Below are 18977 nucleotides of genomic sequence, written 5' to 3'. Positions count from 1 at the left end.
TGTTGTATCTCGCCAGCTTCCTGATTGCTTCCTCAAGATGCAGTCCTATAGTTAGGGAAGCAGAGAGGTAAGCGGCGATGGGCAAGCTCATCAAAAGCATCGTGGATAGACTGCAGGCGGGGCCCAGCGGAGAGGCCTTTGCCTGGGATGGCGAGCTGCGCGGCTTCGGTTTGCGCGTGAAAAGCTCCGGTGTGAAGAGCTATTTCATCCAGTATCGCAACGCAGAGGGACGGACCCGGCGGCTGGTCCTGGGCAGGCACACGGTTTTCACGCCGGAGGAGGCTCGCGGCTTGGCTCGCCAGAAGCTCGCCGCCGTGGCCAGGGGCGAGGATCCTTCTGCCGACAAACAAGCTATCCGGGCAGGAAAGACCGTCGCCGAGATCTGCCAGTGGTACCTGGAGGAGGCACGGGCTGGACGCATCCTGGGGCGAAACCGGCGCCCGATTAAGGCCTCGACCCTGGACATGGACGAGAGCCGGATCAACACCCACATCAAACCGCTCCTGGGCACCCGGTCGGTCCGTGCTCTGACCCTGGCCGACATCGAGCGGATGCAGGCCGATATTGTCGCTGGCAAGACGGCCAAGGCCCGAAAAGGGCGGGGCGGGAGGACCACCGGCGGGTCCGGGGTAGCCGGACGGACTGTCAGCACCCTGCGCAGCCTGCTGGGGCATGCGGCTCGCTGGCGCCTGATCGAGGCGAATCCGGCTGATGGGGTGCGGCAGATCGCCAGTCGCAAGCTGGATCGCCGCTTGAGTAGCGAGGAACTGCGGCAACTTGGAAAGACCATGCGGCAGATGGAGGCCGAGGGGGAGCATCCGACGGCCCTGGCGGTCATTCGCCTCATGCTTCTGACCGGCTTTCGACGCATGGAGGTGCTCGGCCTACAATGGGGCTGGCTCAGGGCTGACGAACACTGCGTCCAGTTCCCGGATTCCAAAACGGGACCGCAATTTCGGGTGGTTGGTAAGGCGGCCCTCGATTTGCTAAAGGCTCAGCGAAAAGCGGTAAACTCAGATGAAACTCGGACGCTCTATGTCTTTCCGGCAGATCGTGGTGACGGCCATTTCATTGGCGTCACCCGAGTGCTGGATCGCATTTGTGCGAGAGCGGAATTGGCAGATGTCACGCCACACGTCATGCGGCATACCTTCGCCAGCATTGCGGCAGAACTCGGTTATTCCGAACTGATCATCGCAGGCCTGCTCGGCCATGCAAAATGCACCGTGACGCAGGGCTATGTTCATATTGAACAGGCTTTGATTGAGGCGGCCGATAGGGTCTCGTCAGAAATCACCGAGATCCTAGAGCTATCGCAGTAGCTCCTGCATTTCCCGAAGCTTCGAACGTATCGCGGCAAGTTTGGTGGCGCTGATTTTCTCCTCTCGGCCTTCCGGCAATATGGCAGCATGTCTCACTGGGATGCCGCATCCCTGCGTTGCCACACTCTCTGACAGAGGGGGATTATTCAGGCATCGGCTTGTTGGCGAGATCCTTTGCCAGGCCAACGAGACTGCGGCCGATTTCACGCTGGGTAAGCTTGTCATGCTGGCCCTGGAACATGGTACCGGTGCAGACCATCTGCGTATCGCCAGGGATCAGAACTGCCAGATTCAATGCACCGCGGATGTAGGCGCCATCGTCGATCGCCCAGCCGCGCTTCTTCGCAGCCTCGGCTTCTTCCATGAACGTCTCGAAGTTGATCGGCTGCTGCCAGCGAACCGCTTCGAACCGCTTTTTCACATCCGCGGGGCTGAATTCGCCGGACAATGCGAAGAGTCGGCCCATGGCGCCGCCCAGCAGCGGCACGCGCTGGCCAAGACTCAGATGCACCCGCACGCCGGCCTCGCTCTGCTCCAGTGCAGTCAGGATCAGGCGGTTGTCACCCAGCCGGCGCCAGACAGAGACGCTGATATTGAATTCCTTGGTGATCGCCCGCAGCTGCTGCTTGACGGCGTGCATGTTCAGCGTGGGGTTCAGGGCTCGGGTCGCGATCGGGCCGAGGCCGATACCCAGCTCATACTTTCGGGATGCAGGATCGAAGCGCACGAACTCAGCATCCGCGAGCGTGCGCAGAATATTGAAGCAGGTACTCTGATTGATCTGGGTTTCCTTGGCAATTTTCGTAACGCCCTGCGCTTCCGATGATTGCGTGAGGAAATTCAGGATTCGAATAGCGTTCAGTACCGCGCCGACCGGCTTGTAGTTATTTTTTGTATTGGCCTCAGTCATCTCAAAATCCGCAGTACCGAAGGTGATGAGCCGCCGTGATGGGAATCGACCCTGTTACGCAAAAATATAGAGCAGTCCGTTGTCCGCATGCATGAGTTGCCACGTGGCCTCCCGCATTGCATCCGGCTGCGATTGACAGCGCCGGAACGGAAGTTCTACACTATATTCTATACCGAATTAAATTCTCTATAAAGAATTATTTTGTTTTCGGGTGAAGAAAATGGCGGAAAATCAAATGTTCAGAGACGGACTTCTGGCCGGAAAGAGAATCCTGGTCACCGGCGGAGGGACTGGTCTCGGCCGTGCGATTGCAGAACACTACCTGTCGCTGGGCGCAACGGTGTGGATCTGCGGACGACGTCAGGCGCCGCTCGACGCAACGGTGAAAGAGCTGTCGCAGGCGCATGGCGCTCGAATCAGGGCGCAGTCGGCAGATATCCGTGATCCGGAGCAGGTCAACCGCCTGATGGAAACGGTCTCGTCCGAGGGACCGCTGACCGGGCTGGTCAACAACGCAGCCGGAAATTTCATCTCGCCCACCCATCTGGTCTCCCCGCGCGGATTCGATGCCGTGGCCAACACGGTTCTGCATGGAACATTCTACGTGACCAATGCCGTCGGAAAGCGATGGATCGAAGCCGGCCTGCCGGGTGCGATCATATCCATTCTGACGACCTGGGTCTGGACGGGGTCTCCTTTCACGGTGCCATCCGCCATGGCCAAGACGGGTCTGGACGCCATGACCAAGTCGCTGGCGATCGAATGGGGACGCAACAAGATTCGCGTTAATGCCATTGCTCCCGGTGTAATCCCGACGGAAGGCATGTCAGCGCGGCTCGATCCAGGCGGCGATTCCAATGACCGGGGATCGGAAAATCCCTGGGGACGTGTCGGTCGCCCCAGCGAGTTGCAGAATCTGGCCACCTTCCTGATGGCGGACGGCTGTGAATGGCTGTCAGGCCAGACCATAGCGCTCGATGGCGCCGGATATCTGGCAAACGGCACGCAGATGACGCGATATTTCGGCCTGAGCGATGCCGACTGGGCTGAAAAGAAGAAGATCGCGCGTCAGGCCGACACGGCGGGCCGCAATGCGTAAGGAGCTGATGGAAGAAGAGGCGGCCCTTCGCGCATCGATCGGGCAAAGCCTGCGGTCGCAGGATGACGCCGCCGAATCTGCGATCAAGGCGCTCTGGGCGACTCTGGATCGGAAAGGTAAACCGCCGTCGAAAGGCGAGCCTATTCCACAGGGATGGCATTCGGTCTTTTTCTGGCCCAACTTCCGTCCGCAAGAGTTGCGGCCCGATGGCAGCCCGATATCGACCGGTGTCTTGCCGAAGGTCTCATTGCCACGGCGGGTATTCGGCGGCGTCACTCTGCGGTTTCACCAGCCTATCCTGATCGGTGAGCATCTGACGCGCGAAACGCTGCTGAAAGATATCCAGATGAAGGAAGGCAAGGCAGGTGCCATCTGCATCGCCACCCTGCAAAGCAAGATCAGCACGGATGCCGGCCTGGCGGTTGAGGAATTCTGGACCACCGTTTTCCGCGACGAAGACAAGGGCCAAAGCCGGCCGGCCGCGCCGCTGGAAAAATCCCCGCAGCCGGATGCAGCCTGGAGTAGGCAGGTGACGCCGGATCCGGTGCTTCTGATGCGATATTCCGCGCTAACGTTCAATTCGCATCGCATTCACTTCGACAGAGAATATGCGATACAGCATGAGAAATATGCCGGACTTGTCGTGCATGGTCCGCTCATGTCGAACCTGATGCTGGATTTCGCGGCCGATAACAATCCCGGCCGCCTGTTTTCATCTTACTCCATGCGCGCGCAGGCGCCGGTTTATGACACCGGGCCATTCAGGATTGAAGGTTGCCCGACGAAAGACGGCTGCAGTATCTGGATTTCCACCGACAATGCGTCTCCGGCCATGACGGCCGAAGTCACCTTCTGAAAATGAGGATCGCGTGAGCTGGTTGCTCGGAGTCGGCCAAACCAGGTTCGGCAAGCTCGAAGGCCAGGAGACACTGGATCTGATGTCGTCGGCTGCAGAGCAGGCCCTGCAGGATGCGCATCTGGAACGGTCGGATATCGATGGGCTGATCTGCGGCTATTCTACGGTGCTGCCGCATCTGATGCTGAGTACGCTTTTCGCAGAGCATTTCGGGCTGTCGCCCCAATATGCCCATTCCGTCCAGCTCGGCGGCGCGACGGGGTTTGCGATGCTGATGCTCGCACATGCCCTGGTCGAGGCGGGGGTCGCGAAGAGAATCCTGGTCGTCGCCGGAGAAACCCGGGCGACGGGGCAGAGCAGCGACAGCGCGATCCAGACACTGGCCCAGGTCGGGCATAAGGACTACGAGGTCCCGCTTGGCGCTACGGTGCCGGCATATTATGCCCTGGCGGCGTCGCGCTATATGCATGATTTCGGCATCCCCGAAGCCGAACTGGCGGAGATTGCCGTGCTGATGCGCAGGAATGCCGTACTGCACCCGGATGCGCATTTCCGCGACCCTATCTCGATTGACCATGTCATGGCGTCCCTTCCGATTGCCACTCCATTGAAGCTGCTGGATTGCTGCCCAATCTCCGATGGAGGCGTCGCCTTTGTCGTGGGGTGGGAGAAGCCTGCTGACGTCGCGCTGCGGATCCGGTCCGCCGCGCAGGCCCATACGCATCAGCATATCAGCGCAGCTCCGGATCTCATCGCATCCGGTGCCGGCATCTCAAGCGCGACGGCGCTGCGGGATGCGGGCATCGATCTGGGCGATGTGGAATATGCTGCGATTTACGACAGTTTCACGATCACGCTGGCCATGCTGCTTGAAGAGATCGGGTTCTGCGAAAGAGGCATGGCCGGACGGTATGTCCGGGACGGATATTTCGATCCGAACGGCAGTATTCCCCTCAACACGCATGGAGGCCTGCTCTCGTTCGGCCATTGCGGTGTGGCCGGCGCGCTGGCGCATCTCGTCGAGACCGCAAGGCAGATGGGCGGGCGGGCTGGCACCCGTCAGATCGCCAAACTGCCAAAACTGGCATTGCTGCACGGTGACGGAGGCATACTCTCCTCGCATGTGAGCCTGGTACTCGAGAGGACGTCGTGATGCAGCAGACCGGCTGGGTTTCAGGTGCCGAGAGCTTGACCTATCAGCGCTGCGGGACATGCCGGCATGTCTGGTATTTCGCCCGCGAATTCTGTCCCGGCTGCGGCAGCCGCGATGCCGCGATGCGCGAGGCCGGCGGTCGCGGTGTCGTATTCGCCGTGACAAAGGTGACGCGCGCGCCGACCAAGGAGTGGAAGGCGCATGTGCCCTATACCATTGTGCTGGTCGACGCAGCAGAAGGCTTCCGGCTGATGGCCCATGGGGATGGCGACCTGCAGATCGGCGACCGTGTCCGGTTGACATGGTCGCGTCCGCTCGGGCAGCCAATCCCCTATTTCACCAGGCCCTGACTGCAAGCTGCCTTACAGGTGCGGATTGAGCACCTGGCGAATCGTATTGCCGGAATCGAGTTCGTCGAAAGCGGCATTAATCTCGTCGAAGCCGATCGTGCGGCTGTACAGCTTTTCGACTGGCAGCTTCGCGTTCTTGTACAGCTCAAGGAATTTGGGGATATCCCGCCCGGGCACGCAACTGCCCATATAGCTGCCTTTGACCGTGCGCTCCTCGGTGACGATGCTGGAGTGATTGAGGGCGAGGCTCTTGCTCAGATCGGGCAGGCCGGCCGTGACCGTGGTGCCGCCGCGACGGGTGATCGCATAGGCGGTGTTCATGGCGGGAATCGATCCCGCCATTTCAAACGCGAATTCCACGCCACCATTGGTCAGATCGCGGATTTCATCGATGAATTTATCGCCGGCGACCTGGACCGCATGAGTGGCGCCCAGGGCGCGGGCCATGTCGAGTTTGCTTTGGATAGGATCCACCGCGACGATGGGAAGCGCTCCCACTGCCACCAGCCCCATGATGGCGCTCAGCCCGACACCGCCTAGGCCGACCACTGCGGCGCTGACGCCGGCCGGGACTTTGGCCGTGTTCATGACCGCTCCCACGCCGGTGACGACGGCGCATCCGAATAGCGAGGCGAATTCGAACGGGATGTCCTTGGCAATCGGGACCAGCGACTGCTCGGAGCAGACGGCATACTGGGCGAAGATGGAGAGACCGGAATAATGGTTGAGCGGGGTATTGCCGATATGCAGCCGCCGCGCGCCCGTCTGCAGGGTGCCATTCGCGCGCGCCTCTTTGGTGGCTTCACAAAGATTGGGCCGTCCGTTCAGGCAGTTTCCGCATTTCCCGCAGGTCGTGACAACGATGGTGACGACGTGATCACCGACGGCGACGCCGGTCACGCCCTGACCAACTTCTCGCACGATACCGGCGGCCTCGTGACCGGGGATGGACGGAAGCTTACGCGGGCGAGAGCCATTGATGGCGGAGAGGTCGGAATGGCACAGGCCTGCCGCACGAATTTCGACCAGAACCTCACCCGGCCCCGGCGGATCCAAGTCCACTTCTTCGATCACCAGCGGCTTGCTGTCGCGGAAAGGCCGCGGAAGATTGTTATCGTACAGAACGGCGGCCTTCATCTTCATGTCTTTCTCCCCAGACTGGTTCATATGCGACCCGGCCTGCCAATGACCGGGTTTCTGATTTCTAGCGGCCGGTAAACACCGGTTTGCGTTTTGCGAGGAACGCCTTGCGTGCCTCGATATGGTCCGCAGTGGTGAACAGCGCGGACTGAACGTCCGACTCAAATGCCATGGCCTGCTCCGCAGTGCCGGAACTACGTGCCAGACCGAGTTTGGTCGCCGCATGCGACAGTGGCGCCAGGGCTTCCCATTCCCGGCTTTTGCGCAGCGCCTGCTCCATCGCCTCATCTGGTGAAGTTACGATATCGACAAGGCCAATCCTGCCGGCTTCATCGGCCTCGACCACATTTGCACTGAGCAGAAGGTTGCGGGCGATCCGTGCCCCGACACGTTGCGGCAACGTCCACAGCAGGCCGACATCGGCGACCAGGCCAATCCTGGCGAAACTGGCGCACAGTTTCCCGGTGCTGTCGGCAATCACATAGTCGCATGCCATGGCCAGCGAGAGACCGCCGCCAAAGGCATTGCCGCGCAGGCAGGCCACTACCGGTTTTGGGCCGGCAACCAGATGGCGGAGAATGGCGTGCAGAATGCCCATGCGCAGGCGTGAGCGACTGAGATCGACAGCCCCGTCGGATGCGCCCATTTCGGAAATGTCGCCACCGGAACAGAAGTGTTTACCGGCGCCAGTCAGGATGATGGAGCGAACTCCGTCATCCGCCGTGACCTGATCCAGCAGGTCCCGAAGCTCCGTCCGCATGGCCGTGGACAGTGCATTCTGTTTCTCCGGCGCGTTCAACGTGATGACCGCGGTCTTTTCCAGCTGTTCGTATAGTACCGAGGACATGTCAAAAACCGCGTTTGGTGCGAGACTGCATCACTTCTTGTCCAGTTCCGAGATGATGCCGGCCCATTGCCGGCTTTCGACCCGGACGCGCTCCGCCATCGCTTCGGGGGTTGACGGGATCACGTCGTATCCGCGCTCGATGATGGGAGTCGAGAACTTGGGGTCGGCAGCGATATTCGTAATCGCACGATTCAGCCGGCTTGTGATATCCGCAGGCAGTTTTGCCGGCGCCATCAGCGAGTACCAGACGACAGCCTCGTAACCGGGCAATGCTGTCTCATTGAGTGTCGGCAGATCGGGGAGGCGGCGGTTACGCTCTTTCGAGCCCACCGCGATGCCTTTAATCGATCCGGCCTGAAGCTGATCATAGGCCTCCTGGCCCGGCAGTTTGACGTCGATGTCCCGGACACCGCATGGGTGACCTACATTACCTATATTAAGACCACGGAGGGCTTCGCCTATCTCGCCATGGTCATCGACCTGTTCTCACGGCGTGTCATCGGCTGGTCAGGAAATAACTGGGGAAACAGTACATCCAGCGTTTCAACGGGAAAGCGAAGAGATACTGGTTCTTTCGGAGTTTCCGATGCAAGTAGGCCACTATCGACGACATCGTTCAATATACGCCGTGCAGTTCGCTCCGAAAGACCAGTGATACGTGCTGCGTCGCCTCGTTCAAACTCTCCTCGCATAGCTGCGGTCGGCCGGACGCCGTCTCCGACGCAGGTCAGGTCCTGCTGGCTGGACCCGCGGTCGAGACCGAGCTGGAAGAGGTACTCAGCACCACATCCTCGCCCAGCAGGTGGCAGGTCTGCCAAGTGCATAGATCAGGTCGGAATCCGGAGGCAGCCGGGCCGGTGGCGCGGGACAAAGTCTCCTCGCGCTCCGGCTGACCAATTTCTCTGACCCGGATAACGTCGAGAATAAAAAGCCCTGGCATAGGCCAGGGCTTTTCTGTCCCTGTATTTCGAACCGGTCAGTTCTTGCTGTACTCGGCAAGTGCGGCGCGGAATCCCTTCAGCACCTGGCTGCCCGGCTTGCCGCGCTTGTCCAGACCATCGGCCCATTCCTTGGCGACTTCATCCGAGACATCCTCGAACGGCTTGCGCTCGGCTGGCGTCATCGTGTGGTACTTCACGCCGGCAGCAGCGAGCTGCTGCTGGGCTTTCTCGATATTGGTATCGATTTCCTTGCAGATATGCGCCGTGGCCTTTTCGCCTTCTTCCAGCATGATCGTCTGAATGTTTTTCGGTAGTTTCTTCCAGACCGCGTCGCCGACCACATAGCTGGCAACGAAGCTGCCGAAGTTGCCGCCCTTGGTGCCGAACTTCACGAAGCTTTGTAGGTCATATGACAGCACGCTTTCATTCGGGAAGATCAATCCGTCCAGTGTGCCGCGCGATAGCGACTCGCGGACTTCCGGCGCTGCCATGCGCACCGGGATCGCGCCGATCTTGCGGGTGAAGATGTCCATCGCGCCACCGGTGCTGCGCAGCTTGAGCCCCTTCACGTCGTCCGTGGTGCGCACTTCCTTGTTCGCCGTGTAGATCTGGTAAGGCTCCAGCACGATGGCGAAAAGCGGCTTGACCTTGTTGGCGCCGAATTCATTCTTGTTCATCGTCTCGCCCTTGGCGAGCTTCCAGTAGGCCATGGTGCCCTGGCAGGCCGTGGTGAAGCTGCCCGGCAGCTGCGCGACGGCCGAGAGCGGCATCTTGTCGGACACGTAGGACATCCCGACATAGCCGATATCCGCGACGCCGCTCTGGGTCAGGTTCAGCAGATCCGGCGCCTTGCCGAGCTGCTGGGCCGGGAAATATTCGAATGTGACCTGCCCGTTGGTGCGCTTGGTCACCTGCTCCATCCAGGGCAAGGTGGAGTATTTCGGGATGAAATGGCCGGTGGGGAAAGAGTCTGCGACCCGCAAATTTATCTTCTTGCCGTCCTGCGCCAAGGCCATCCCGGCCGCACAGGTGGTGCTTGCCACTGCAGCAAGGACCAGCATTCCTAGAACTTTCTTCATGTTTCCTCCGGTTGCACTCTCGTCGAATTGGTTGCGCTCGGTCCTCGACTGGCTGCATGATCCAGCTCACACGCTGCAGGTAGCAGTAGTGTTGTTCCGATAATGGAATTGTATTCAAAAATATGAACGACACAACAGTTAACTCCGATGCCGCTGCCCGGCCCGATGGCCCGCGCTCTCCGTTGCGCGTCATGCAGGCGCTGGAGGCGTTGGCTGCAACCGCCGAGGGTTTGTCGCTTGCCCGGCTGGCCGCGCGGCTTCAGACGCCGAAGACCAGTCTGCTCAATCTGCTGCGCTCGCTGGAGGCCGGCAGCTATGTCACGCAGGTTGGAGGCCAATACCAACTCGGCGCCAAGGCGCTCTGGCTCGGCGCATTGATCAGTGCGCGGACACCGCCGGATTCCTCCATCTCGGCCAAGCTGCATCCGCTCCTGCGCGAGATGATGGAGCAATGCGGCGAAACGACCCTGCTAGGCGTGATGGGTGATGACCGCCGGCATGGCGTCTATGTCGACATCGTGGAAGGCAGCAGTCCGATCCGCTTCTCGTCGCTGGTGGGCACGCGGCGACCGCTATTTTGCTCGGCGTTCGGTAAGGCATTGCTCGCTTTTCAGCCGCCGGATGCGATCAAAGCCTATCTGCGTGAGACTGATCTGGTACTCCCCAATGGCGGGCGTCGGCTGCATCCGGAGGAGCTGGTTGGTGTGCTCGCCGCGATCAGGGCAACGGGAATGAGCACCTCCCATGAGGAGATTGTTGAAGGCGCCGGTGGTGTCGCCTCTCCTGTTTTCGACCGCGACAACCGGGTGATTGCGGTATTCTCCATCGCCGCGCCGATCGGCCGGCTGAAATCCCGCCATGACCGGCTCGCCGAACTCGCGCATGTTTTTGGCCTGCGCGCGTCCCGCATGCTCGGCTATACCGGGCAATATCCTGGCAGCAAATAACCTAATCCCTGCCCTCGCCGGTTATTTGCCTGACCGCCGCGGCCCTTTCAATGGCACTTCGCAAGGCGTTGACAGCCGTTGTCGAGCTCGGTTAGCGTATTCCAATATACGAACTTCATTCATTTATTGGAACAACCGGGAGGAAACAGTGGCAGGCAGGTTGACCGCCGACCAGGAAACCATTCGCGACACGATTCTCCGGCTGTGCAGCCAGTTTGGCGACGATTACTGGCTGGCGCGCGACCGGGATGGCGTGTTTCCGGAGGATTTCAGGCAGGCGCTAATCGATGGCGGCTGGCTCGGCCTGACGATGCCGGCCGAATACGGCGGCGCCGGTTTAGGTATCGCCGAAGGCGCCATCATGATGCAGGCGATCGCCGAATCGGGCGCGGGGATGAGCGGTGCTTCGGCGGTACATCTGAACGTCTTCGCCCCCAAGACCATCATCAAATTCGGCAGCGAAGAGCAGAAGCGTCGCATGCTGCCGCCGATCATCCGGGGCGAGGTGATGGCGGCGTTCGGCGTCACCGAGCCCGATGCCGGCCTGGACACCACAAACATCAAAACCAAGGCGGCGCGACAGGGCGATCGCTACATCGTGAACGGGCGCAAAGTCTGGACCACGTTGGCCCAGAAGGCCGAAAAGTTGTTCCTGCTCGCTCGCACCACACCGCGCGAACAATGTGCCAAGCCCACCGACGGCATCTCGCTGTTCTATACCGATCTCGACCGCAGCCGCTGCGAGGCGCGCGAGATCGAAAAGATGGGGCGAAAATGCATCGATTCGAACCAGTTCTTCATCGATGACCTCGAAATACCTGCCAAGGACCGAATCGGTGAGGAAGGCCGTGGCTTCGAATACATCCTCATGGGCCTCAATCCGGAGCGCATCCTGCTCGCCGCAGAGGCGATCGGCCTCGGCCGTGCGGCGCTGAACCGCGCCACCCGCTACGCCAAGGAGCGCGTGGTATTCAATCGCCCTATCGGCAAAAACCAGGCAATCCAGCACCCGCTGGCTGAGAACTGGATGGAGCTGGAAGCGGCAAACCTGATGATGTTGCACGCAGCCGAACTCTACGATGCCGGGAAACCCTGTGGCGCCGAGGCCAATGCGGCGAAGTATCTCGGTGCCGAAGCAGGATTTAAGGCCTGCACCCAGGCTGTTATGACCCATGGCGGCTTCGGCTACTCGAAGGAGTTCCATGTCGAACGCTACATGCGCGAGGTGATGATCCCGCGTATCGCGCCGGTCAGCCGGGAGATGATCCTCAGCTTCATTGCCGAGAAAGTCCTCGGTCTGCCGAAATCCTACTAGTCCCCCGGGGGAGATATTGCTGTGAGAATCGAACAGATCCTGCAATCCACTGCCCTGTGCCGCCGGCTCGGGATCGCCTATCCGATCATGCAGGCGGGCATGGGACAGGTTGCCTATGGGCGCTTGGCCGCCGCTGTATCGGCCGCCGGCGGTCTCGGTGTGATCGGCGCCGGCTACCTGACGGCCGACGAGCTGCGCCGTGAAATCCGGGTGATCCGCGACAGCACCGACAAGCCGTTCGGCGTCGACATTCTTTTTGCCAAGGTATCCGGCGATGATGAGGCCTCGATCACCTATACCCGGCAGGTGCAGGACCAGATCGCCGTCAGCCTTGAGGAACGCGCCCCGGTGCTGATTTCCGGCCTCGGAAATCCGCTGGGCGTGGTCAACGAGGCGCACGAGCGCGGCATGACCGTCATGAGCGTCGTCGGCAATGTGCGGCAGGCGCGGATGCTGGAAGCCCAGGGCGTCGACATGCTGATCGCGTCGGGTGGTGACGGCGGGGGTCATGTCGGCCGCGTCGGCACCGCGGCGCTGGTGCCGGCGGTAACACAGGCGGTGAAGATTCCGGTCATTGCCGGCGGCGGGTTGGCCGATGGGCGCGGCCTGCTCGCCGCGCTTGCCTTCGGCGCCGTCGGTGTTTGGATGGGGACGCGCTTTATCGCCTCCGAGGAGGCCCGGGCGCACGAAAACTACAAGAATGAGCTGGTGGCGCGCGACGAGGAGGGTACAGTGATCAGCCGCGCCCATAGCGGCAAAACCGTGCGCATGCTGCGCAACAGCTTCACAAATTATTGGGATCATAATCAGGACAAGATCCTCCCGTATCCGCGGCAACTGCAGGAGATCGGCTTGCCCGCCACCATCCGCGGCCGTATCGAGGGCGACATCGATAACGGCGTTCTGCCCGCGGGCCAGAGCGTCGGACTGATCCATGCCGTCAAACCCGCCGGCGAGATCGTACGCGACATTTTCGAGGAAGCCTGCGCCGCTTACAGGCAGTCCTTCGCGCTGGAGGGCGTGCCATGATCCGCAGTCTCTTCTTTGCGCCGGCCAACCGGCATGACCTGTTGGCCAAATTCCCCCGCTTCAGGGCCGATTGTTATGCCATCGATCTGGAGGACGGAACGCCCGAGGGCGACAAGGATACTGCCCGCTCGCGCCTTAGTGAAGCAGTGCAGATGCTGCGAGGCACGGATCTGCGCGGCAAGCTCTATGTGCGCATAAACCAGGCCACATCGAAGCACTACCTTCGCGACATCGAAGCGGCCGTGGCCTGCGACATCGATGGCGTGATCGTGCCGAAGCTGGAAAGCCGGGATGAGCTGTTCCCGAATGTCCATGCGATCGAGCATGCCGAGACTGCGCAATCCGGCAAGCGGCGGATTGAGATCATGGCCGGAATCGAATCGATGCGCGGCGTGATCGACGCCGTCGCGTTATGCGCTGCCCACCCGCGCATCACCTCGGCTTTCTTCGGCGCGGAGGATTTTGCCTCCGACATCGGCGCCCGGCGGACGCGAGTCGGCGAGGAGGTTCTCTATGCCCGCTCGCAGGTGGTGCTCGCCGCGAAAGCGGCACGTGTCATCGCCATCGATCAGGCGGTGGTCGAGATCCGTGACGACGATCAGTGCCGCCGGGATGCCGAGAAGGGGCGCGACCTCGGGTATGAGGGCAAGATCTGCGTGGTGCCGCGCCAGGTCGAAATCTGCAATGAGATCTTCGCCCCGACAACTGCGGAGACCGAGCATGCCCGCGAACTCATCGCCGTCTATAACGACGCCGCGCGTCGTGGACTCGGCACCATCGATTTCAAGGGGCAGATGATCGACGGGCCGCTGCTCAAGCGTGCCGAGGCAGTGCTGGAACTGGCTCGCCAGATTGAGGCGCGGGGCTGAGCCATGCAGAAACTGGATGCCGGCAAACTGGACCTCAGGAATATCGTTCGGCCTGGAGACACCATTATCTGGGGGCAGGCCTGCGCCGAGCCGTTGACCTTGACCGAAGCGCTGATGGCGCAGCGTGCCGATCTGGGAGGCATCACAGTCTTTCTCGGCTCCGGATTCTCAGACACCCTGCGGCCGGAATATACCGATCACATCCGCTTTCTCGGCATGGGGGCGGTAGGCAGCAATCGCCGGCTTGCCAAGGCCGGCGTTCTGGACGTCCTGCCGTGTCATGTCTCCAAGATGGAGTCCTATGTCGCCGACGGCATCATCCCCTGCGATGTCGCATTCGTGCAGGTAGCGCCTCGGGATGAAACTGGGCATTTCAGCCTCGGGTTGGCGAGCGACTATATTCGCGCCGCCGTCCGGCGCGCCCGTGTCGTTGTGGCCGAAATGAACGTCAATGTTCCGCAGGTTCCCTGCGTCGAGCCGCTCACCGCCGACGATATCGATTTTCTGGTGGAAAGCGATCGGCCGCTGGTCGAGTTGCCACCCGCCGCAATTACCGACCTGGACCGTACCATTTCCGGCTTCGCGCAGGCCTATATCCCGGATCGGGCCACGCTGCAGGTCGGTATCGGGTCGGTCCCCGAAGCGGTGATGTCCGATCTGCGCAGCCGCCGTGATCTTGGCATCCATTCCGGCATGCTGGGCGACAGCGTGGTCGATCTGGTGGAAGCCGGCGCGATCTCGAATGCCTACAAGGAGGTCGATCCCGGCATCAGCGTCACCGGCGCCCTGATCGGGACGCGGCGTCTGTTCGACTTCTGCCATCGCAACAAAAGCGTGCGCATGCATCCGCTGTCGCATACGCACAACTTTGCCGTCCTGTCGCAGCTCTCGCGGTTTGTGTCGCTGAACTCTGCCGTCGAGGTGGATCTGACGGGACAGGTGAATGCCGAAAGCGCCGGCGGACAGTATGTCGGCGCGGTCGGGGGGCAGGTGGATTATGTCCGTGCTGCTGCCGCTTCGCCCGGCGGCCATTCCATCATCGCCCTGCCGAGTACGGCGCAGAATGGTGCGGTCAGCCGCATTGTCGCGCGTCTGTCCGGGCCTGTCACCACGGCGCGCAGCGATGTGGATGTGATCATCACCGAGTTCGGTGCTGCCAACCTGCAGGGTAAAACCCTGAGTCAGCGCACCCGGACTCTCATCGAAATCGCACATCCGGCGCATCGCGAGTCTCTCGACCGTGCCGTCCATGCCGCTGGAAAGAGTTCCGCATGACCAAGTCCGAAAAGAAACAGGGCCCGCTGTCCGGCATCCGCGTGCTGGACCTGACGTCGGTCCTGATGGGTCCCTATTGCACCCAGATCATGGCCGATCTGGGCGCCGACGTGATCAAGGTCGAAAGCCCCGATGGCGATACTTCCCGCTATGTCGGTCCCAGCAAGACCAAGGGGCGCAGCGGCATGTTCACCAATCTCAACCGCGGCAAGCGGGGCATCGTGCTGGATCTGCGCACGACGGAGGGACGGGATATCTGCCTGCGTCTGGCCGAGACGGCTGATATCGTGCTCCATTCCATGCGGCTGCCCGCCATTCAGCGGCTGGGCCTCGATTATGCAGCTGTATCTGCCGTCAATCCCGGCGTGATCTACGCAAGCCTCTATGGTTACGGCAAGGACGGCCGGTATTCCGGCAGGCCGGCCTATGACGACACGATCCAGGCGATTAGCGGTCTGGCCATGCTGCAGGCCGAGATCAATCCCGAACCGCAATACGTCACCACCGTGGTTGGCGACAAGGTCTGCGCGCTCAGCGCCGCCTATGCGATCATGGCCGCCCTGTTCCACCGGCAGCGTGGCGGCGGGGGCCAGGAGATCGAAGTGCCGATGTTCGAGATCACGGCATCCTTCCTTCTGGTCGAGCATATCGCCGGCGCGGCTTATGACCCGCCGCTCGGCCGTCCGGTCTATGACCGCACGGTCACGCCCTACCGCCGGCCGTACAAGACGCGCAACGGCTATCTTTCCGTGCTGGTCTATAATGACAAGCAATGGCGTCGCTTCACCGAGCTGGCTGGTCGTCCGGCGCTCGCCTCTGATGAGCGGTTCTCCAGCCAGGCGGCGCGCAGCGCCAATATGGCGGCGTTTTGCACCATGGTGGCAGAGGTCATTGCCGAGCGGACCTCGGAGGAATGGCTGGAGCTGCTCGAGCAGGCCGAAATTCCGGTCGCCCGGCTCAACAGCATGGCGGATCTGTATACCGACCCGCATCTGAGCGACGTCGGCTTCTTCCAGGACCTGGATGACCCGCATGATGGCAAGCTGCGTCTGCCGTCTTCACCGGTGCGGTTCTCAAACACGCCGGCGAGCTTCGCGCGTGCGGCACCCCTGCTGGGTGAGCATACGGCTGAGGTTCTGGGTGAGCTCGGGATCGGCGATGCCGAACTCGACGGACTTGAGCAGCGCGGTGCTATCCGGCGCTGGCGGGGGAAGGCAAAAGCATGAGCGACGAGATCCTGTATGACCGCCGGGGTGATGTGGTTGTTATCACCATCAACCGGCCGGAACAGCGCAATGCCATCAGCAAAGCCGTCCGCCTCGGCCTGCGTGCCGCTTTCGAACGCTTTGAGGCCGATGAAACGGCCCTCGTCGCCATTCTGACTGGCTCCGGCGACAAGGCCTTCTGTGCCGGCATGGATCTCAAGGAGGCGGCCGAGACCATGCTGGGGGTGCCGCCGCGCGATTTCCTGCCGGTGATCGGGGATACGGTACATGTAACCAAGCCCGTCATTGCCGCAGTCAATGGTGTCGCCTATGCGGGCGGCTGGCTGCTGACCCAGATGTGCGACCTCTGCATCGCCGCCGAGCATGCCACGTTCGCCATCACCGAGGGCAAGGTCGGCCGCGGCATGCCCTGGGCGGCGCCTCTGGGCTATATCATCCCGCAGCGTGTGATGATGGAATTGCTGCTGACCGGCGATCCGATCAGTGCCAGGCGCGCCTATGAGATCGGCTTTGTCAACCAGGTGGTCCCGGCCGCGGAACTCATGCCGGCGGCTCTGGCGATGGCGGAGAAGATTGCCGGCAACGCACCGTTGACCGTACGCGCCGCGCGGGAACTGGTGTATCTCTCAACGGAAATGGGGCGGTCCGCAGCGCTGCGGGCGGGACATCACGTTTTCGAACGTGTCTACCGCAGCGAGGATGCCCAGGAAGGCCCGCGTGCCTTCAAGGAAAAACGTAAGCCGCAGTGGCGTGGACGCTGAAAACAGCGCGGGTGAGGGAGGACATATGGCAGGGCTGGATAGATTGATCGGAGCGCTCGACCGGCTCTTCCTGTATCTCGCAGGCGCCGGGCTGTTTACCATCATGATGGTCATCGTGGTGGACGTCGTTCTGCGCTATTTCTTCTCCGCGCCGCTCAGCTGGTCGTTCGACCTCATCGGAATGTACCTCGTCACGCTGGTCTTCTTCCTTGCGCTCGCCGATACCTTCCGCCGCGGCGCCCATATCAAGGTCGATCTTTTCGACGTGCTTCGCGGCACCCGATTGCTGCTTGCCGCCGAGATAATCGGTTATTGCGCCTCATTGCTGCTTTTCGCGCTGATCCTACATCAGATGGCGATCAACGGCATTGAGGCCTTTCTGGCCAATGACGTGGTCGACGGCACAATCCCCTGGCCGACCTGGCCGCCATACATCTTTGGCTCGGTCGGCGTCGGATTGCTGATCATCCGCGTCGTGCTGGCCACCATCAATCGAATCATCGCCCTGTTGAGTGGCCGCCCGTTCGAGCAGAAAGGCGGAGATCAACTCGCCGGGGAGCATATGGAATGATTGTCGCCGCCGGAATAATCATACTGCTCCTGCTGCTGGTCTTCGGTATGCCGGTGGCCTTCGCGTTGGGCGTCGCCGGCATGGTCGGTCTGTGGCTCAAGGGCGGTCTGGACATGGTGCTTGGCATCCTGCGTGCCACTCCGCTGTCTACCACGTCGTCCTACGAGCTGATCACCGTGCCGATGTTCATGCTCATGGCGGAATTCATTATCGTCAGCCGCATCGCAGAGGAGCTGTTCGACAGCGCCAAGGTGTGGCTCGGGCGGACACCGGCGGGACTTGCGATAGCAACTGCTCTGGCCGGTGCCGGCTTCGGTGCGATCTCTGGCTCCTCTACGGCGGCGGCCGCCACCCTGTCGGGAACCAGCATCCCGGCGATGATCCGGCACAACTACAATCCTCGTCTTGCTTCCGGCGTCGTTGCCATCTCCGGCACGCTGGCGATGCTGATCCCGCCGTCGATCGCAATCGTGCTGTATGGCCTCATCGCGCAGCTGAGCATCAGCAAGCTGCTGATTGCGGGCATTATCCCGGGCCTGCTGGTCACCCTGGTAATCGCTTTGACGGTTCTGGTCCTTGCGGCGATCAATCCCTCCCATGCGCCCGCCGTCTCGAGTTACTCCCTGCGGGAAAAGGTTGCCTCCTTGCGCATCGTCGGGCCCATGGTAGCGCTGATTATGCTGGTGACCGGCTGTATCTATCTCGGCATCGCCACGCCGACTGAGGCTGCCAGCCTCGGTGCTTTCGGTGCCATGGTGATCGCGGCAATGCGGCGGCGGCTCACCTGGAACAGTTTTTGCAACGCCTTGTTCAGTGCATCCCGCACAACCTGCATGATCGTCCTGATCATCATCTGCGCCCAGGTCTTCGGGTATTACTTCACGCTCACTGGGTTCACCCAGGAACTGGTTTCCTATGTCGGAAATCTCGATGTGTCGCGGTGGTTCATTTTTCTGCTGATCGTGCTGCTGTATCTGGTTCTAGGATGCTTCCTGGACCAGGTGGCGATCCTGTTTCTCACCGTGCCGGTCGTCCTGCCGGTGGTGACGGCGCTGGGCTTCGATCCGATCTGGTTCGGCATCATCATAATCATCACCGCCGAAGTCGGTCTGGTCACGCCGCCGGTCGGGCTGAATGTCTACGTGGTATCGGCCTATTCCAAGATACCGGTCAAGGATATCTTCATCGGCGTCACGCCGCATGTAATCGCGCATATGCTGGTCATTCTTCTCCTGGCCATGTTTCCCGCCCTGGTCATGTGGCTGCCGTCAACAATCGTTCAGTAAT

Annotated in this window: 19 protein-coding genes and 1 pseudogene; 15 read left to right on the top strand and 5 right to left on the bottom strand. The window is 61.3% G+C overall.

The window, feature by feature from the left end:
• Positions 1-77: 77 nt before the first annotated feature.
• On the top strand, positions 78-1322 hold the full coding sequence (locus ACEQZY_RS16180; protein ID WP_300300481.1) for a site-specific integrase: 1245 nt from the start codon (positions 78-80) through the stop codon (positions 1320-1322).
• A 142-nt stretch (positions 1323-1464) separates the two neighbouring features.
• On the opposite strand, the gene ACEQZY_RS16175 is transcribed toward ACEQZY_RS16180, so the two are convergent.
• Positions 1465-2232 (bottom strand): IclR family transcriptional regulator, encoded by a 768-nt coding sequence (locus ACEQZY_RS16175; protein WP_300300480.1) that lies wholly within the window; start codon positions 2230-2232, stop codon positions 1465-1467.
• A 220-nt stretch (positions 2233-2452) separates the two neighbouring features.
• On the opposite strand from ACEQZY_RS16175, the gene ACEQZY_RS16170 reads away from it, so the two are divergent.
• Genes ACEQZY_RS16170 through ACEQZY_RS16155 form a run of 4 tightly spaced genes read left to right on the top strand, consistent with a single transcriptional unit; the run spans position 2453 to position 5690 of the window.
• Positions 2453-3331, top strand: a complete 879-nt coding sequence (locus tag ACEQZY_RS16170; protein WP_300300479.1) for an SDR family oxidoreductase — start codon at positions 2453-2455, stop codon at positions 3329-3331.
• Positions 3324-4187, top strand: a complete 864-nt coding sequence (locus ACEQZY_RS16165; protein WP_300300478.1) for a MaoC family dehydratase N-terminal domain-containing protein — start codon at positions 3324-3326, stop codon at positions 4185-4187. The genes ACEQZY_RS16170 and ACEQZY_RS16165 overlap by 8 nt, the downstream gene beginning before the upstream one ends.
• Positions 4188-4200: 13 nt before the next feature.
• Complete coding sequence (locus ACEQZY_RS16160) at positions 4201-5340, top strand: thiolase family protein (protein ID WP_300300476.1); 1140 nt, start codon at positions 4201-4203, stop codon at positions 5338-5340.
• Entirely contained in the window at positions 5340-5690 is a 351-nt protein-coding gene (locus tag ACEQZY_RS16155) for a Zn-ribbon domain-containing OB-fold protein (protein WP_300300494.1), read from the top strand. The genes ACEQZY_RS16160 and ACEQZY_RS16155 overlap by 1 nt, the downstream gene beginning before the upstream one ends.
• A gap of 12 nt (positions 5691-5702) precedes the next feature.
• Here ACEQZY_RS16155 and ACEQZY_RS16150 read toward each other — a convergent pair whose 3' ends face one another.
• From ACEQZY_RS16150 to ACEQZY_RS16140, 3 genes are all read right to left on the bottom strand, one after another.
• The gene (locus ACEQZY_RS16150; protein ID WP_300300474.1) at positions 5703-6833 is read right to left on the bottom strand and encodes a zinc-dependent alcohol dehydrogenase family protein; all 1131 of its coding nucleotides are present in this window, start codon (positions 6831-6833) and stop codon (positions 5703-5705) included.
• Between the two features lie 61 nt (positions 6834-6894).
• Positions 6895-7677, bottom strand: coding sequence for an enoyl-CoA hydratase/isomerase family protein (locus ACEQZY_RS16145; RefSeq protein WP_300300472.1), 783 nt, complete (start codon positions 7675-7677; stop codon positions 6895-6897).
• Between the two features lie 30 nt (positions 7678-7707).
• Positions 7708-8007 (bottom strand): tripartite tricarboxylate transporter substrate-binding protein, encoded by a 300-nt coding sequence (locus ACEQZY_RS16140; RefSeq protein ID WP_370155774.1) that lies wholly within the window; start codon positions 8005-8007, stop codon positions 7708-7710.
• A 45-nt stretch (positions 8008-8052) separates the two neighbouring features.
• Between ACEQZY_RS16140 and ACEQZY_RS16135 the strand changes: the two are divergent.
• A pseudogene (locus ACEQZY_RS16135) lies at positions 8053-8187 on the top strand (IS3 family transposase); the annotation flags it as partial.
• A 466-nt stretch (positions 8188-8653) separates the two neighbouring features.
• On the opposite strand, the gene dctP reads toward ACEQZY_RS16135, so the two are convergent.
• Entirely contained in the window at positions 8654-9601 is a 948-nt protein-coding gene (dctP, locus tag ACEQZY_RS16130) for a TRAP transporter substrate-binding protein DctP (protein WP_370155772.1), read from the bottom strand.
• A gap of 218 nt (positions 9602-9819) precedes the next feature.
• Here dctP and ACEQZY_RS16125 point away from each other — a divergent pair, with 218 nt between their 5' ends.
• The 9 genes from ACEQZY_RS16125 (at position 9820) to ACEQZY_RS16085 (ending at position 18976) form a co-directional block, all read left to right on the top strand.
• Positions 9820-10644, top strand: a complete 825-nt coding sequence (locus tag ACEQZY_RS16125) for an IclR family transcriptional regulator (protein ID WP_370155770.1) — start codon at positions 9820-9822, stop codon at positions 10642-10644.
• Between the two features lie 160 nt (positions 10645-10804).
• Positions 10805-11959, top strand: a complete 1155-nt coding sequence (locus ACEQZY_RS16120; protein ID WP_370155768.1) for an acyl-CoA dehydrogenase family protein — start codon at positions 10805-10807, stop codon at positions 11957-11959.
• 21 nt (positions 11960-11980) lie between these two features.
• Positions 11981-12988 carry a nitronate monooxygenase family protein gene (locus ACEQZY_RS16115; protein WP_300300464.1) on the top strand — a complete coding sequence of 336 codons (1008 nt, stop codon included), beginning with the start codon at positions 11981-11983 and terminating at the stop codon, positions 12986-12988.
• Positions 12985-13857, top strand: coding sequence for a CoA ester lyase (locus ACEQZY_RS16110; protein ID WP_300300462.1), 873 nt, complete (start codon positions 12985-12987; stop codon positions 13855-13857). The genes ACEQZY_RS16115 and ACEQZY_RS16110 overlap by 4 nt, the downstream gene beginning before the upstream one ends.
• 3 nt (positions 13858-13860) lie before the next feature.
• Positions 13861-15132, top strand: a complete 1272-nt coding sequence (locus ACEQZY_RS16105) for an acetyl-CoA hydrolase/transferase family protein (RefSeq protein WP_300300459.1) — start codon at positions 13861-13863, stop codon at positions 15130-15132.
• Positions 15129-16358, top strand: a complete 1230-nt coding sequence (locus ACEQZY_RS16100; protein ID WP_300300457.1) for a CaiB/BaiF CoA-transferase family protein — start codon at positions 15129-15131, stop codon at positions 16356-16358. Before ACEQZY_RS16105 ends, ACEQZY_RS16100 begins: the two co-directional genes overlap by 4 nt.
• The gene (locus ACEQZY_RS16095; RefSeq protein ID WP_300300455.1) at positions 16355-17119 is read left to right on the top strand and encodes an enoyl-CoA hydratase/isomerase family protein; all 765 of its coding nucleotides are present in this window, start codon (positions 16355-16357) and stop codon (positions 17117-17119) included. Before ACEQZY_RS16100 ends, ACEQZY_RS16095 begins: the two co-directional genes overlap by 4 nt.
• A 25-nt stretch (positions 17120-17144) precedes the next feature.
• Positions 17145-17690 (top strand): TRAP transporter small permease, encoded by a 546-nt coding sequence (locus tag ACEQZY_RS16090; protein WP_300300452.1) that lies wholly within the window; start codon positions 17145-17147, stop codon positions 17688-17690.
• Positions 17687-18976 carry a TRAP transporter large permease gene (locus ACEQZY_RS16085; protein ID WP_300300449.1) on the top strand — a complete coding sequence of 430 codons (1290 nt, stop codon included), beginning with the start codon at positions 17687-17689 and terminating at the stop codon, positions 18974-18976. Before ACEQZY_RS16090 ends, ACEQZY_RS16085 begins: the two co-directional genes overlap by 4 nt.
• The last annotated feature ends 1 nt before the right edge of the window (position 18977 follow it).

The sequence above is a fragment of the Ferrovibrio sp. genome, assembly GCF_964218355.1.
GTDB lineage: Bacteria > Pseudomonadota > Alphaproteobacteria > Ferrovibrionales > Ferrovibrionaceae > Ferrovibrio.
Note: the sequence above shows the minus strand (reverse complement) of the source record. Positions and strands in the feature narration are given on the sequence as shown.

Bases quoted from the DNA above. Each gene is read 5' to 3' on its own strand.
- ACEQZY_RS16150 (WP_300300474.1), bottom strand. From the start codon at position 6,833: ATGAAGATGAAGGCCGCCGTTCTGTACGATAACAATCTTCCGCGGCCT.
- ACEQZY_RS16105 (WP_300300459.1), top strand. From the start codon at position 13,861: ATGCAGAAACTGGATGCCGGCAAACTGGACCTCAGGAATATCGTTCGG.
- ACEQZY_RS16165 (WP_300300478.1), top strand. From the start codon at position 3,324: ATGCGTAAGGAGCTGATGGAAGAAGAGGCGGCCCTTCGCGCATCGATC.
- ACEQZY_RS16155 (WP_300300494.1), top strand. From the start codon at position 5,340: ATGCAGCAGACCGGCTGGGTTTCAGGTGCCGAGAGCTTGACCTATCAG.
- ACEQZY_RS16125 (WP_370155770.1), top strand. From the start codon at position 9,820: ATGAACGACACAACAGTTAACTCCGATGCCGCTGCCCGGCCCGATGGC.
- ACEQZY_RS16090 (WP_300300452.1), top strand. From the start codon at position 17,145: ATGGCAGGGCTGGATAGATTGATCGGAGCGCTCGACCGGCTCTTCCTG.
- ACEQZY_RS16095 (WP_300300455.1), top strand. From the start codon at position 16,355: ATGAGCGACGAGATCCTGTATGACCGCCGGGGTGATGTGGTTGTTATC.
- ACEQZY_RS16170 (WP_300300479.1), top strand. From the start codon at position 2,453: ATGGCGGAAAATCAAATGTTCAGAGACGGACTTCTGGCCGGAAAGAGA.
- ACEQZY_RS16180 (WP_300300481.1), top strand. From the start codon at position 78: ATGGGCAAGCTCATCAAAAGCATCGTGGATAGACTGCAGGCGGGGCCC.
- ACEQZY_RS16100 (WP_300300457.1), top strand. From the start codon at position 15,129: ATGACCAAGTCCGAAAAGAAACAGGGCCCGCTGTCCGGCATCCGCGTG.
- ACEQZY_RS16145 (WP_300300472.1), bottom strand. From the start codon at position 7,677: ATGTCCTCGGTACTATACGAACAGCTGGAAAAGACCGCGGTCATCACG.
- ACEQZY_RS16085 (WP_300300449.1), top strand. From the start codon at position 17,687: ATGATTGTCGCCGCCGGAATAATCATACTGCTCCTGCTGCTGGTCTTC.
- ACEQZY_RS16175 (WP_300300480.1), bottom strand. From the start codon at position 2,232: ATGACTGAGGCCAATACAAAAAATAACTACAAGCCGGTCGGCGCGGTA.
- ACEQZY_RS16110 (WP_300300462.1), top strand. From the start codon at position 12,985: ATGATCCGCAGTCTCTTCTTTGCGCCGGCCAACCGGCATGACCTGTTG.